Consider the following 14,667-nt stretch of genomic DNA (forward strand, 5'->3'; position numbering starts at 1 on the left):
GCGTCTTCGCGCGGCCGCATGGCTGATGCTGGCGGCTTCCAGCGGCTGCTCCTTCGCGCCGGCCTATCATCCGCCAGTGGCCCCGGCACCCGTCGCCTACAAGGAGCAGGGGCCGTGGACACCCGCAGAACCCGCCAGCCTTTCGGCCGCCGGGGACTGGTGGACGCTGTTCGGCGATGCCACGCTCGACGGCCTCGAACGGCGCATCGGCACCGATAATCCTACGCTGGCCGGCGCGCTCGGCCGCTATGACGAGGCGAGCGCCTATCTGCGCGAGGCGCGGGCGGGGCTCTTCCCGCATATCGGCCTCGACGCCGACATCACGCGCAACCGCCAGTCCGACAACCGCCCGCTGCGCGGCTCGAACCAGCCGGATCTCTATCCGGCCGACACCGTGGGCGGCGAGGCCGGCTATGAACTCGATCTGTGGGGCCGGGTGCGCAACTCGGTCGCCGCCGGGCGCGCCGAGGCCGAGGCGAGCGCCGACGATCTCGCCGCCATCCGCCTGAGCCTCCAGAGCCAGCTCGCGTCGAGCTATATCGCGCTGCGCGGTTACGACCGGCAGATCGACCTGCTCTCCGCCACCGTCGATGCCTATGCCAAGGCGGATGCGATGACGCGCCGCCGCTTCGCGGGCGGCATCGCCACCGGCATCGAGACGGGCCAGTCCGGCGCCCAGCTCGCCGAGGCGCAGGCCCAGCTCGCCGACCTGCGCAACGCCCGCGCGCTCACCGAGCATGCCATCGCCAGCCTCGTCGGCACGCCCGCGCCGAACTTCTCGATCGAGGCCGCGCCGGCCAGCCTGACCCTGCCGCCGATTCCGGCGGGCCTGCCCTCGACGCTGCTCCAGCGCCGGCCCGATGTCGCCGCCGCCGAACGCCGCATGTACGCCGCGAACCGGGAGATCGGCGTGGCGCGGGCCGCCTTCTTCCCCTCCATCTCGCTGAGCGGGCAGGGCGGTTTCCAGAACACCGGCCTGCCGGGGCTGTTCACGGCGCCCAACATCTTCTGGTCGGTGGGGCCGAGCGCGGTGCTCAACCTGTTCGACGGCGGCCGCCGTCGCGCGCAGGTCGCCGTCGCGCGGGCCAACTGGACGCAGGCGACGGCCGATTATCGCGGCGATGTGCTGAAGGCCTTTCAGGACGTCGAGGACGGCCTCTCCCAGCTCCACCATCTCGGCGACGAGGCGGTGGCCGAGGATCAGGCCGTGACCCAGGCCGCGCAGGCCGAGCGGCTGTCGCTCAACCGCTATGTGAAGGGCGCGGTCGATTATCTCGACGTGGTGACCGCGCAGACCACGGCGCTGCGCACCCGCCGCCAGGCGATCCGGCTCGAGACGCTGCGCCTTCAGGCGAGCGTCGGCCTCATCAAGGCGCTGGGCGGCGGCTGGCGGGGCGGCGCCCAGACCGCCCGGACGCAGACCACCCCTTCCCGAACGACCCCTTCGACAGGAGCATGACGATGCCGAAACATTCCGCCCTGCTGGGCCTTGCCTGCGCGCTTGTCTGGTCGTCGGCGGCCGTTGCCGGCGTCCCCGTGCCCGGCTTCCGGGAGCTCGAAGGCGGCTATGCGAAAAGCGGCGGAACGGGCGAGGCGGAGCGCCGCCTTGCCGAGGCGATCCCGGCGGGCACGGGCGTGGGCGACGCGCAGGCCATGCTCATCGGTGCCGGCGCGACATGCCGGAGCGAACATCGCGCGCCCGACGTGCGGCATTGCCTCTTCCATCAATATTCGCTGGCGGACGGCGCGGCGGACGACATTCGCTGGGCGGTCCGTCTCGATGCTCCCGGCGGCCATGTGCGGACGGTCTCGGTCGATCGATCCGTCGACCGGCATGGCCCGAACTGATCTGGAAGGCGGATATCCGGTAAGAGTTTCGCCACCACCGGCCCGAAGACCGGCGGTGGCGAGTTTCGCCGATGAGCGGATCGGCGACCCAGCATATGGGGCTGAACGCGCGGGGAATGGCGGGGTTAAGGCCATGCCGGCGCTCGTTCGGCCTGCTGATGATGCGGTCATGGCTTCGGGCTGGCTAATGAAATGAATTTCACTCCCCATGCCTCGGGGTTGCGCGCCCGCGCCCTCTCCGTGTCGACGGGGACATATTCAGCCATCCGGCATTAACATTCGTCTGGTGCAGCGCGCGGGGCAGCGGGATGGCTGAGGAAGATGCGCGGGATTTTCGGATCGATCCACCTGGCAACAGACCGCCACGTTCCGCGCCCGAGCCGCGTATCGCCGCCGGTGCCCGCATCATGATCTTTGCCGAGAGCATCGCGTTGGGGCCGATCCTGCCGGTCGACCTGCCGGCCCTGTTCCAATGGGCGGACACGCCGGACACCGCCCGGTTCAACGAGCCCTATCATCCGCCCAATTGGCAACGGCAGGAGGCGTTCTGGCTCAATACGGCGGAGGATCGCAGCCGCGTCTTCTTCGCGATACGATCGCGCGAGACGACCGACATCGTCGGTTATGTGCAGATCATGCAGATCCACGCGATCCATCGATCCGCGGTTCTCGGCGTCCTGATCGGCCACCCTCGCGATCGCGGCAAGGGCAAGGGGCGCGAGGCGCTGCGGCTGGCCGTCGACTATTGCTGGAGCCATCTCAACCTCAGCCGGCTGGCGCTGAGCGTCTTCGCCGGCAATGATCGCGCCCTGAGGCTCTACGCGTCGCTCGGCTTTCAGGAAGAGGGCCGGTTGCGCCACGCCCATTTCATCGATGGCCGATGGACCGACGTGATCCTGATGGGATTGCTCCACCCCGATCGCGCGTGACGGTCATGCCTTCTCCCGCCGCAGGCCCCGTTCGATCCAGTCGGCGGCGGCCAGGCCGCTTTCCCAGGCGCCGTGGGCCGTGGAGAAATCCACGGGCGAGCAAGCTTCGCCGGCGAAGCACAGCCGCTCGCTGACCGGGGTGCGGAGTAGCTTCCGGGCATCGGCGCGGCCGGGCAGGGCATGGCTGTAGGAGCCGCCGATCGTGGGCTCATGCGCCCAGCGCGTCGCCATGATCGGCGTCAGGCCTCGCGCGAAATCGGCGCCGAGCAGATGGCGCAGCTCCTCGATCGCGAAGGCTGCGGCGGCGGCTTCGCCTTCGTCCTCCAACGCCTGCGCATGGGCGCCGCCGAGGAAGGTCTCGATCACGGGCCGGCCCAGCGGCCGGATATAGTGGCTGCCGGTCGCGGCGCGATCCAGCCGCCCCAGCAGATGCGATTCCGGCGGCACCGAGTCCGGGTCGGCGATGGACAGGAATATCTTGTCGGCCAGCCCGAGCGGCAGGCCGGCGGCGGCGTGGAGATGATCGTCCACCGCCGGGGCGAAGCGGATCGTTCCGCGCGCGAGCATGGTGGTCGGCACCGCCACGATCGCGGCGCGAGTGGTGATCGGCCCGCCGCTGGTCTCCAGCGTTATGTCCCGGCCCTGGGCGATCGAGGTTACGCGGGTGCCGAGCGCGATCGGCAGTTCGCGGGCGAGCGACACGATGAACGCGCCATAGCCGCCGGGCAGGCGCCAGTTATTCTCGCTGGCGGCGTCGTCATAAGCGAGGAAATCGGCGACCGAGAGCCGCTCCAGCTCGGTCCCGTTCATGAAGCTGCTCAGCCCGTCGATGAACGGCCGCCAGCGGTCCGTGGCCGCGAGCGCGTCACCCGCCCGGTCGCTTGGCGGCGGCTCGCGACGCAGGGCTTCTCCGAAACGCTCATAGGCGGCCCAGGCGTCCCGCTGCTCCCCGGCCGGGATGCCGAGATCGCGGAGCTGCTTGTGCCAGGCGCTCCGTCGGCGATCGAGAGGCTCGCCCCTGGCCTCCGCCAGCGCGGCGAGGGGATTGCGCTCGGCGGAGTGGAGCCAGCCGCAGCCCAGATCGAGCGGCACGCCCGCGATCCTATCCGTGTGCGCCCGCCCGCCGAGCCGGGGAAGGGCTTCGACCAGCAGGATCGAGCGGCCCCGCGACGCGAGGCTTCGCGCGGCCGCGATACCGGCCGCGCCGGCGCCGACGATGGCGACATCCACCCGATCGCTCATGATGAAGCCCCCCTGATCCTCCATAGAGCTTCCATGATGGCGATTCCGGCGCCGATTGCGATACAGTCGGAGCATGACTTTTTTCGAGAGCCTTCTCGTCCTGCTGCTGGCGGCGATCGTGCTGCTGCAAATCTCGCGGCGGCTCTCCCTGCCTTATCCCTCGATGCTGGCGCTGGCCGGGGTGATCGTGGCGCTGGTGCCCGGCGCGCCCCATCTGCCGATCGACCCCGAAACCGCGCTCGCGCTGTTCATCGCGCCGGCGCTGATGGATTCGGCCTTCGACTTCCCGATCGGCACCGCGCGCCGCTTCTGGGCGCCGCTGCTCGCTTATGCGGTCGGCGGGGTGGTGGTGACGACGGCGCTGGTGGCCTGGGCAGGCTGGGCCGTCGCGGGATTGCCGCTGGCCGCGGCGATCGTGCTCGGCGCGATCGTGGCGCCACCGGATGCGGCGGCGGCGACGGCGGTGCTCTCCTCGATGGCCATCCCGCGCCGGACCGACACCGTCCTCCGAGGCGAGAGCCTGTTCAACGACGCCGCCGCCCTGCTGCTTTTCGGAACCGCGCTTTCCGCGCAGACATCGGGCGGGCTTTCGACGGAGACGCTGCTGCATCTGGCGATCGCGGTGCCGGGCGGGGTGTTGTTCGGCATGGCGGTGGCGTGGGTGTTCGCCCGGCTCAGCCGCTTCGTCGCCGGAACGCTCGGCGGCGTGCTGTTGCAGTTCGTCAGCACCTTCCTCACCTGGATCGCGGCCAGCCATCTCGGCCTCTCGCCCGTTCTGAGCATCGTGGCGCTGGCGATGGGGCTGGCGCGCTCCAGCGGCGGCCCCGCGTCCGCGCGGATGCGGGTGTCGTCCTATGCGATATGGGGCGCGGTGGTGTTCGTGCTGAACGTGATGGCGTTCCTGCTGATGGGAATGCAGGCGCAGGCGATCATGGCGAACCTGTCGGGGGCGGAACTGCACCGGGCGCTGGGCTTCACCGCTCTGGTCGTGATGATCGTGCTGGTCGCGCGGGCGATCGTCGCGGTCGGCTTCAACCGGAGCTATGCCTGGTATCTGCGGCGGCGCGGCGAGCCGCAGCGGGCCAGCCTGCGCGAGGCGCTGCTCGCGAGCTGGTGCGGGATGCGCGGGCTGGTCACGCTCGCCACGGCGTTCGCGCTGCCGGCGGCATTCCCCCAGCGCAGCCTGGTGGTGCTGGCGGCCTTCGGCGTGGTGATCGCGACGCTCGTCGTCCAGGGACTGACGCTCGGCCCGGTCATCCGGCTGTTGGGGCTGAACCTCAAGCCTCACGGGCCGGACGGCTTCGCCGCCGTCCAGCGCCAGCTTGTCGGGGCGGCCCTCGCTTCGCTGGACGATGCGGAGGCGGAGGAGGCCGCGCCGCTGCGGGCCATCTACGGCTTCACGAACGAAGCGATCGTCACGTCCGGCGACGGGAGGCGGCTGGCGCGTTTCCGGGAGCTGGCCCTCGCCGCCGTCGCCACCCAGCGGGCGACGCTGGAACAGGCGCGCGCCGAGAACCGGATCAACATCGACGAATATAACTGGCTGCTGGAAGACATAGACTGGTGGGAGATCGTCGTCCTCCCCGACGACAAGCGGCGCATCGAGGAGACGTGATACGCGCGCCGCATTGCCGCCCGCGCCCTAGCCGAAGGTGAAGCTGTAGGCCTCCACGCCCGGATCGAGGAACTCGATGGCGAACGCATGGTCCGCCGCCCCGTTCTTCAGGCGGACGAGCTGATAGAGCCGCTGCCCGTCGACCATGCCGTTGCCGGCGGCGTCGGTGTCGGTTCCATGGTCCTCGCCCGGTGCCTTGCCGTCGATGGTGACGCGGAAGCGGATCGGGCGGCCGTTCGCGCCCGGCCCCAGCACCAGATGCAGGTCGCGCGCATGGAAGCGATAGAGGATGCGGCCGCCGGCCTTGTCCAGCACCGCATGTTCGGCGCCGACCGTCCACGCGCCGGCCAGGCCCCACTGGTTGAGGCCTGTCGGCTGCGCAGCATAGACGGCCGGCTGCCCGCGCACCGTTTCCGGCCGCGAGACGGAGCGCTCCGCCCGTGCATATCCGATATAGGTCTCCGGCGAGGCCACGTCGTCGCTGGCGACCGCCTCGACGCCCTTGCCGGCGTCCGTCACCATGCCGCCGAAGCTCTTGCCGGGATGCGCCTCGGCGAGGAGCTGCTGGATGATCCGCTCGGACCCGGCATAGTCGCCCTCGCCGAAATGATGGTGGCGGATGCGGCCCTTGGCATCGATGAAATAATGCGCCGGCCAGTAATGATTGTCGAAAGCGCGCCAGATCGCATAGTCGTTGTCGACCGCCACCGGATAGTCGATGCCGAGATCGTGGACCGCCTTGCGGACGTTGGCGACGTCCTTCTCGAAGGCGAACTCCGGCGCGTGAACGCCGATCACCACCAGCCCGTCGGCGCGATACTTGTCGGCCCACGCCTTCACATAAGGCAGCGAGCGCAGGCAGTTGATGCAGCTATAGGTCCAGAAATCGACCAGCACGACCTTGCCCTTGAGCGCCTGCGCGCCGAGCGGCGGCGAGTTGAGCCAGGTCACCGCGCCGTCGAGCGGCGGCATCGCGCCTTCGTCGGCAAGATCGCTGCGTTCCGCCTTGCGGGCCATCTGGAAGCGATCGAGCAGGCCCTGCTCGACGCCGTTGGTGCCGGCGAGCGAGGCGCGCGATAGGAAGCCGGTGTCGACGCCCAGCGCGATCACCGCCACCGCCGCCAGCACCGCCGCGCCGATCGCGCGGCGCACCCACTCGCCGACGCCCAGCGAGCGCTTCATCGCCTTGAACAGCCGCCCGCCGATCAGCAGCGCCATGCCGAGCGAGGTCGCCGCGCCCAGCGCATAGGCGAGGAGCAGCAGGCTCGTCCCCACGCTCGCGCCCTGAAGCGCGGCGCCGGTCAGCACGAGGCCGAGGATCGGCCCCGCGCAGGGCGCCCAGAGCAGGCCGGTCGCGATGCCGAGCAGCAGCGACGCGCCCAGCCCCGATCCTTGCGCGTCCGCCTGCTGGGAAAGCCGCGCGCCGAAGCCGACCAGAGGCCGCATCAGCCGGTCCGCGAAGGCGGGGAAGAGCAAGGTCACCCCGAACAGCGCCAGCAGCACCAGCGCCGTCGCCCGGCCATATTGATTGGCCTCCACCGCCCAGCCGCCGCCCAGCGCCGCCAGCGTGGCGACGGCCATGAACATCAGCGCCATGCCGACGAGCATGGGCAGGCCGTTCGTCAGGAACGGGCGATCCGCGCGCGCGAACACGAACGGAAGAACGGGCAGGATGCACGGGCTGATGATGGTCAGGGCGCCGCCCAAATAGGCGATGATGTAAAGCAGCACGGATGGGGTCTCTTGTCAGCGGAATCTGATCGGTTTTCGTGCGACAGGGGAAAGGGGTTACAACGAGGATAGATGACGGACATGCCGACCGCCGACGAGGAGCGCGAGCGCCACCGCAACCTGATCGCCGCCGAAGCCAGCGCTCTGGCGTTGCTCGATGCGATCGAGGCGGGCGGCCTGATCGCCCCCGGACGCAGCGAGCGCGAGGTGGAGCAGGATATTCTTCGCCTCGCAGAGGAGCGGTTCGGCGTGGAGAAGCACTGGCACAAGCGGATCGTCCGCGCCGGCGCCAACACGCTGGCCGTCGCCGGCGACAATCCGCCGATCCGCGTCATCGGCGAGGACGACATGGTGTTCGTCGATCTCGGGCCGGTGTTCGAGGAATGGGAGGCGGACGTCGGCCGGAGCTATGCGGTGGGCGGCGATCCCCGCAAGGCGGCGCTGGTCGCGGCCCTGCCCGTCCAGTTCGAGGCGGTGAAGCGCCATTTCCTGGAGCGGCCGGACATCAGCGGGGCGGACCTTTATGCCTTTGCCTGCCGATCCGCGGAGCAGGCGGGCTGGCGCTTCGGGGGGACGATCGCCGGCACCTCGTCGGCGAATTTCCCCATGCCCGCTGGCCCGGCATCAAGCATCACGGCCATATCCGCCCCGAGAACCCGACGAGGATGCGCGATCGGGACGGTTTCGGCCGTGAGCGGCACTGGATCCTGGAAATCCACCTCCTGTCGCCCGACGGCGCTTTCGGTGGCTTCTACGAGCGGCTGCTCCTCGGCGCCTGAGGCGGCGCTTTAGCGGAGGACGGCGGAACCGATCGCGGGGGCGCTCAGGCCGGTGATGCACGATCCAGCAACGCCGCATAGAGAGCTGCCCCCAGCGCGGGATCGTGACGCGGTTCGATGACCGCATAGTGCCCCTGTCGATCCAGATGCCGCCGCAGCGCCGTCCGTACCGTCGCCTGCTTCGTCAGCACGCCGCCCGACCAGGAGAGCAGCACCGTCTCGCTTTCCCCGAACCCGAGGTTCCGGCGCAGCGCCTGCGCCATGGCCGCCAGTTCCGATCCGGCGCGGTCGAGGATGGCGGCGGCTTCCGCGTCGCCTTGGTCGGCGGCATCGGAGACGATCCGGGCCAGGCCGGCGATCTCGTCGCGGGCCATGCCCTTCTCGCCCATCACGCGGGCGCAGATGTCGAGATCGGAGGCCAGCGCCAGCTCGCGCGCGAGGGCCTGTTTCAAGGGGCCTGCGGGCAGGCGGCCATCGCTCATCCGGGTGAAGGCGTTGAGGCCCTGTATCGCGATCCAGTAGGCCGAGCCCTCGTCGCCGAAGATCTCGCCCCAGCCGCCGACGCGCGCCTTGCGGCCCTGTCGCTCGCCATAGCCGATCGAGCCCGTGCCCGCGACGAGGTTGATCCCGTCCGCGCAGGCGAGGGAGCCCGCCCAGCCGCACACCATGTCATTGTCGCAGCGATAGCGGTCGTGGCCGAGCAGCCGGCCGCACGCCGCATCGAGCAGCGGATCGATGGCGGCGTCCTCGCCAAAGGCGGGCAACCCGAAGAAGGCGCGGCGCAGGCCCGCCGGCGACAGGGTGAGTTGTCCGCACACCGCCTCGATCCCCTGCCCGAGCCGCGCGATCGCCTCGTCCAGCCCGATCTGGAGATGATAGGTCGTGCCCGTGACCGCGCGGGCGATGACGCGGCCGGCCTCGTCGATGCAGACGAACTCCGTCTTGGTGCCGCCGCCGTCGACGCCGAGGAAGACGCTCATGCCGCCGTCGTGTGGATGCGGACGCCCTGCACGACACGGTTTACCGTGCCGCTGGCGTTGGGCCGGTCCGGCGTGCGGCCGAGATGCAGCGAGCAATGCAGCCCGAAAAGCTGCGCCGGCACGATATAGGGAAAAAGCAGGCCGGCATCGTCGAGGTCCGTGGCATCATCCACCATGATCGTCTCTCCGCCTTCGTTGCGCGCAGAGATGGCGAGTACCGCGCCGCAGCGTCCGTCTGCGCGCAGTTCCTCGATGATGTCGAGGTCATAGAGGCGGGTCAGCGGATCGGCGGACACGAACACCACCACCAGCGTGCGCGCGGTGACGATGGTTTTCGGCCCATGGCGGAAGCCGAGCGAGGAATCGAAGGTCGTGGGGATGGCGCCATCGGTCAGTTCGAGCAGCTTGAGCGCGGCCTCGCGCGCCAGCCCCTGGAACACGCCGCTGCCGAGATAGACGACGCGCTCGAAATCCCGCGCGGCGAGGGTGGCCGCGGCGGTGTCCGCTCGCGGCAGCAGGGTGGCGATGGCGTTCGCGATCCCATCGACGCGCGCGTCCATGGCGCCGATGCCGGTCAGGATCGACAGTGCCGCCAGCATCATCGCGCTGAAGCTCGACGTCATGGCGAAGGCGCGGTCGTGCGTCGCCTCGGGCAGCACCACGACATGGCTGTTGGCCGATCCGCGACGGGCCAGCGCGCCTTCGCCATTGCAGGTGATGACGAGGTGATGGATCGACGCGATCCGCGCGTCCGCCAGATCGACTGCCGCGAGGCTCTCCGGGCTGTTGCCCGAGCGGCCGAACGAGATCATCAGCGTCGGCCGCGCGGCATCCAGATAAAGCGCCGGCGAGCCGACGATATCGGTGGTCGCCACCGCTTCGACCGGACGGCCCAGCGTGGCCGTCAGCCATGGTGCGAGGCATTCGCCGATGAAGGCGGAGGTGCCGGCACCGCACAGCATGATCCGCAGATCGGGCTTGGCGAGGAGAGGACCGAGGAAAGCTTCGATCTCCGCCTGCCGGCCGCGCAGAACCGCCTGCGTCGCGCGCAGCGTGTCGGGTTGCTGGAGGATTTCGCGACGGGTCCAGCTTTCGGCGCCGGGCGTGGGCGAGGTGTCAGGCATGGGGAGTGCAGGCTCCATGATAGGCATCGAGCGTCGCGCCGATATGGGCGACGATGAGATCGATCGGGTCGAGCGTCGCCGAGCCCGCGCGCACGGCGGCATAGGCCGCCGGCAGATATTGGCTGAGCAGCGGCAGCGGCGGCGTGTGTTCGCGCAGATTGTCGAACAGTCGCGCCTGCGCCGCGGCGATCTCCGCGTCCGGCCAGTAATAGCGGATGCGATCGCTCAGGCTGTACTGGAGCTGGAGGTCGAGTGCCGCGCCCGCCTCGTGATAATAGCGCCGCCAATGGCCGGGCTCGGCCTTCATCCGGGCGATCGACACGTCGCGCAGACGGGCGCGTTTCGGTGCATCGATGGTTTCCTTTTCGATCGCATCGAGCGCCCATAACGCTTCGCGCAAGGCAAAGGTGACGCCCGGCCCGACCTTGAGGATGGCGAAATGGTCGCGCACCAGCGCCGCCAGGGCCGTCGCCTGTTGATAATCGGTCGAGTGCGCCTCGAAGACGATATGATCGACAGGTTCGATCGCGGCGCTGAGCGCGGTCGCGGCTTCGGGCCGATAGTCGACCACCTTCATATGATCGAACTCGACGCCGGGCTGCACCACGGTGGCGATCACGCGATCCCAGGCGCCGTCGAGCCCGGCCTCGCGGAACAGGGCGCGGTGCATGTCGAGCGTCGCGAGCGCCGCCTCGGGGGCGGTGACGGCCAGCGTGTCGAGATCCTCCGCCGCCCCGCCGGGGACGGGCACTTCCGTGCCGATCACATAGACGGGTGCGTCGGCCGGATCGCCGGCATAGGCGTCTTCCGCCGCGCGGCAGAGGCGGGCTGCGCGCTCTGCGATGGTGCGCTCGGGGAGGGGGACGGGATCGTCGGCGCAGCTCATCGAGCAATCGAGATGGATCTTGCCGAAGCCCGCGCGGACATAATCGGCCACCATCACTTCGGCCTTGGCCATGGCCTCCCCGGCGGAGAGCGCGGTCCAGGCATTGGGGCCGAGATGGTCGCCGCCCAGCGCCAGCCGTGCGAGCGGGAAGCCGAGGCGGTCGGCGATCCCCTCCACGAACGCGCGGAAATCGGCGGGCACCATCCCCGTATAGCCACCGTCCTGATTCACCTGATTGGAGGTGGCCTCGACCAGCACCAGCGGCGTGTCGTGGCGGAGCGCGTGGGCAAACGTCGCCTCGATCACCAGGGGGTGCGCGGAGCAGACCGAGGTGAGGCCGATGGGTTCACCGCGCTTGTGACGGTCGATCAGATTTCGAATCAGTTGCATCGAGCGCTCCTTTCGCTTCACCCGTAGCGGGATTGAGCGCAGTTCGCAACAAAGCGAGCTAAAACGAAACTAGCAAATCGATTCAGCTTCCGCCTCGATGGGAAGGTTGGCCGTATCGGGCTCGATCGCGAGCATCAGCGAGGCCGCCAGCGCCAGCCCGATGCCGACGAGCTTGATCGATCCGGGCATGACCCCCAGCGTGACGAGCGATATGATCGCGGTGGCGAGCGGCGCGCCGGCGTTTGTGAGCGGGGCGACGATGATCGCCTTTCCGTATCGGAACGCGAACACCAAGGTCAGCGCGCCGATCGCGTTCAGCACCTGGATCGCGGCCGCCAGCCATGGGCCGTCCGCGCCGAGATTGATGGGGTGGCTGAAATCCGTCATCGCCCACGCGACCGGGATCAGCGCGAGGCCCGTCAGCATCATGTAGAAGAAGATGCTCTCGCCCGACATGACGAGGTTGGCGGACTTCATGAAATAGGCCTGCAAACCCCAGCAGGCCATGACGATCAGCGCCATCCACAGCCAGCTCCCGCCATGCACGTCCCCGCCGGGTGCGAAATCGAAGGTCGGCAGCGCCATCAGCGCGAGCAGGATGCCGAATGCGCCCAGCCGCCCGGTCCGCTCGCCCATGAGCAGATAGGAGAGCGCGATCGTCACCACCGGCGACAGGGAGATCACCGGGAAGATCAGATAGGCCGGCCCGCGTGTCACGGCGTGGAACAATATCATCTGCCCGCCCGCGCCGAGCAGGCCGACGGCAAGGCCATGGGCGAGGGCGCGCGGGCTCCGGTCGAGCTTCCAGCGGGCTTGCGCGAGCACGATCAGGGCGGGTGGGGTCATGGTGAGCGCCCACACGCAATAGACCAGCGTTTCCGGGAAGCCGCGTTGCGGGGAAAGGCCGGAATAGGCGCCCCATATGCCCCATAGCACCACGGTCGTCAGGGCATTCGCCAGCCATATGCGGCCGGTGGGAGATGGGGATGCGCTCATGCGGTCTTTTCCTGAAGCGGCGCGGCCTCGACGAGCAGGAAATGCTCGAAATGCGCGGGCAGGGTGGCGACGGGGCCGCTGACGGTGCCGAGCGGCTGGCCGGTGAAGCTGTCGGTCAGCCGGTGTCGGCCGGGCGGGAGCCCGCGCAGCGTCACCGGGCCGGACCAACTGTCGGCATAAAAGGCATAATGCATCCGCCGGTTGGCGCGGATCGCATGGGCCTCGGGCTTGTCGAAGCCGATATCGTAGAGACCGCCCAGATATTCGCCCTTGGGCAGCATATTCGCCCGGTAGAGTGCGATCCACTTGCGCCAGAGCGCCTCCTTCTCCGCGGTCAGCGCGATGCCGCCCGGCGGCAGCGGATCGGTGGTGTGGGTGGGATCGTGCGGCCAGGTGAATTTGGTCGAGGGGATCGCGCCGATGCCGTAGTGCGAGGCGAAATCATTGTGCCGGTCGCTCAGCTCGACATGATCGCCCGCGAACGGCGCCGACGGCCCCATCATCGCCTTGAAGCTCTTGCCCTTCAGCCGGATCTGCCACGAGGAGGTCGGGTCCGACGCCGGCGTGTGATTCATGGCGGGGATGTTGTGGAAGGCGAAGGAGTCTCCGCACGGGCAGATTTCCATCACCGCCTGCGGGTTGATCGCCATCGCCTCCTGATAAAGCGCCTTCCAGAAATCCTGGAGCTTCTCGTAGGATTCTTCCGGCCGCGCGTGGTTATGGGCCGGGTTATAACAGGGGGCCACGCCGTTCAGATGCTGGCCGTCGAGCTTCAGCCCCTCATAGCCCCACTCGCCCAGAATGCGGCGGACCTGGCTGCGGAAATACTCGATCACCGGCGGGTAGGCGGGGCAGAGCGTAAAGGCATCCCAGAAGCTCACATTCTGCGCGGCGCCGGTGCGATCCAGCAGCAGCATGTCGGGATGGTCGCGCAGCAGGTCGGTGCCCGGATCGGCCGCCAGCGGCGCCAGCCAGAGGCGGGGGCGCATCCCGGCGGCTTTGATCTTGTCGGCAAAGGCCTTCATATCCGCATCGCCACGCGGGAATTTCCGGCGGTTGAGCTTCCAGTCGCCTTCGGATGTCTGCCAGCCATCGTCCAGCACCGCCCATTCCAGGCCGATCTCCCTGGCCTTGGGCATGGCGGTGAGGATTTCGTCGGTGGTGAACTCCCGCCCATAGCCCCAGGCGCACCAGACGGGTGCGTAGCTCGGCTCGGGGATGGCCGGGGCGGCGAGGCCGCGCTCGGCCATGAGCCGGCGATAGGCATCGAGCGGGCGGAAATGATCGCCCTCATGCACCATCAGGAAGAGCGGCGGCAGTTGGAGCGTCGCGCCGGGTGCGAGCAACGCCGGCTCGTCGCTCGCGATGGCGATGCGGGTGCCGCCCGGCTGCCCCGCGACGGGGAGCGAGACGAGGCGCGGCACGATATCGATATGGCCGACGGCGAGGCCGGCGTCGCGCCGCCACACGACGGCGACCGGCGTGCCGCCGCCATAATCCGACGCATTCATCCCCATGAAGTTGCGCTGGCCGAAACCGGGCGTCACCGGCTGCACCCAGTCGCGACGATCGGGATAGGAAGCGCCGGAGAAGCTCCATGCGCCATCTGGATGGGGGAGGAGATCGTGCGTCGCGGCCTGCCATCCGGCGACCGCGAGCGGGTCCGGCCCGGTGTTGCGATAGGCGATGTCGAGGAGTGCGAGGCCCGGATAGCGATCGAGGAAGGTCACCGAGACATGCTTCTCGATCCGCCCCTCCGCGCTGCCGCGCAGATGGTGGACATGGCCGGCACCGTGCGGGCCAGAGATGGCTTCGCTGCCTTGTCCGATCAGCAGGAAGCGATCGACGATGCGCTGATCGTCGAGCCGGATCGCATCGGCGGGTTCCATCATGGTGAGCGCCGTCTCGCCCCGGAGGATGCGCGAGTGGAGCCCGCTGTCGAACTCGATGGCGAGCACGCCGTCCGTCAGGCGCAGCGTGGGGGCGTCCCCGGTCGCGATCCGCGCGAGGGCGGGCGGGGCGAGTGCGACCACCGCGCCGGCGCTCATCAGCCGGGCGATGACCCCGCGGCGGGACAGGATGAGGTGCGACATGGGTGAGCCTCCCGAAGATCGGGCCGCTGCCGGAAACGCGCCGGCGCGCCCTGA

Annotated in this window: 12 protein-coding genes; 5 read left to right on the forward strand and 7 right to left on the reverse strand. The window is 69.3% G+C overall.

Going from position 1 to position 14,667, the window contains the following annotated elements:
• Nucleotides 1-25: 25 nt before the first annotated feature.
• The 3 genes from FHS98_RS08475 to FHS98_RS08485 all read left to right on the forward strand — a co-directional run bounded on the left by FHS98_RS08475 (nt 26) and on the right by FHS98_RS08485 (nt 2,777).
• Entirely contained in the window at nt 26-1,459 is a 1,434-nt protein-coding gene (locus tag FHS98_RS08475; RefSeq protein WP_167103082.1) for an efflux transporter outer membrane subunit, read from the forward strand.
• Nucleotides 1,460-1,461: 2 nt separating this feature from the next.
• Nucleotides 1,462-1,848, forward strand: coding sequence for a hypothetical protein (locus tag FHS98_RS08480; protein ID WP_167102870.1), 387 nt, complete (start codon nt 1,462-1,464; stop codon nt 1,846-1,848).
• Nucleotides 1,849-2,255: 407 nt separating this feature from the next.
• On the forward strand, nt 2,256-2,777 hold the full coding sequence (locus tag FHS98_RS08485) for a GNAT family N-acetyltransferase (RefSeq protein ID WP_167102872.1): 522 nt from the start codon (nt 2,256-2,258) through the stop codon (nt 2,775-2,777).
• Nucleotides 2,778-2,780: 3 nt separating this feature from the next.
• Here the strand turns inward: FHS98_RS08485 and FHS98_RS08490 are convergent, their stop codons facing one another.
• The gene (locus tag FHS98_RS08490) at nt 2,781-4,043 is read right to left on the reverse strand and encodes a flavin monoamine oxidase family protein (protein ID WP_243847912.1); all 1,263 of its coding nucleotides are present in this window, start codon (nt 4,041-4,043) and stop codon (nt 2,781-2,783) included.
• Nucleotides 4,044-4,092: 49 nt separating this feature from the next.
• On the opposite strand from FHS98_RS08490, the gene FHS98_RS08495 reads away from it, so the two are divergent.
• On the forward strand, nt 4,093-5,634 hold the full coding sequence (locus FHS98_RS08495) for a cation:proton antiporter (RefSeq protein WP_167102875.1): 1,542 nt from the start codon (nt 4,093-4,095) through the stop codon (nt 5,632-5,634).
• A gap of 27 nt (nt 5,635-5,661) precedes the next feature.
• Here FHS98_RS08495 and FHS98_RS08500 read toward each other — a convergent pair whose 3' ends face one another.
• Nucleotides 5,662-7,365, reverse strand: a complete 1,704-nt coding sequence (locus FHS98_RS08500; protein ID WP_167102878.1) for a redoxin family protein — start codon at nt 7,363-7,365, stop codon at nt 5,662-5,664.
• Nucleotides 7,366-7,437: 72 nt separating this feature from the next.
• Here FHS98_RS08500 and FHS98_RS08505 point away from each other — a divergent pair, with 72 nt between their 5' ends.
• Nucleotides 7,438-8,157 carry a M24 family metallopeptidase gene (locus tag FHS98_RS08505; RefSeq protein ID WP_208402117.1) on the forward strand — a complete coding sequence of 240 codons (720 nt, stop codon included), beginning with the start codon at nt 7,438-7,440 and terminating at the stop codon, nt 8,155-8,157.
• A 31-nt stretch (nt 8,158-8,188) separates the two neighbouring features.
• Here the strand turns inward: FHS98_RS08505 and FHS98_RS08510 are convergent, their stop codons facing one another.
• The 5 genes from FHS98_RS08510 to FHS98_RS08530 form a co-directional block, all read right to left on the reverse strand.
• Nucleotides 8,189-9,124: an N-acetylglucosamine kinase gene (locus tag FHS98_RS08510; RefSeq protein ID WP_167102880.1), complete on the reverse strand. Its 936-nt coding sequence runs from the start codon at nt 9,122-9,124 to the stop codon at nt 8,189-8,191.
• A complete protein-coding gene (locus FHS98_RS08515) occupies nt 9,121-10,248 on the reverse strand; it encodes an SIS domain-containing protein (protein WP_243847913.1) in 1,128 nt (375 codons plus the stop codon). Before FHS98_RS08515 ends, FHS98_RS08510 begins: the two co-directional genes overlap by 4 nt.
• Complete coding sequence (locus tag FHS98_RS08520; protein WP_167102886.1) at nt 10,241-11,524, reverse strand: D-tagatose-bisphosphate aldolase, class II, non-catalytic subunit; 1,284 nt, start codon at nt 11,522-11,524, stop codon at nt 10,241-10,243. The genes FHS98_RS08515 and FHS98_RS08520 overlap by 8 nt, the downstream gene beginning before the upstream one ends.
• A 69-nt stretch (nt 11,525-11,593) precedes the next feature.
• Nucleotides 11,594-12,520 carry a DMT family transporter gene (locus tag FHS98_RS08525; protein ID WP_167102889.1) on the reverse strand — a complete coding sequence of 309 codons (927 nt, stop codon included), beginning with the start codon at nt 12,518-12,520 and terminating at the stop codon, nt 11,594-11,596.
• Nucleotides 12,517-14,613 carry a glycoside hydrolase family 36 protein gene (locus FHS98_RS08530; RefSeq protein WP_167102892.1) on the reverse strand — a complete coding sequence of 699 codons (2,097 nt, stop codon included), beginning with the start codon at nt 14,611-14,613 and terminating at the stop codon, nt 12,517-12,519. The genes FHS98_RS08525 and FHS98_RS08530 overlap by 4 nt, the downstream gene beginning before the upstream one ends.
• Nucleotides 14,614-14,667: the final 54 nt, after the last annotated feature.

Source organism: Sphingomonas oligoaromativorans, from assembly GCF_011762195.1.
Lineage (GTDB): Bacteria > Pseudomonadota > Alphaproteobacteria > Sphingomonadales > Sphingomonadaceae > Solisphingomonas > Solisphingomonas oligoaromativorans.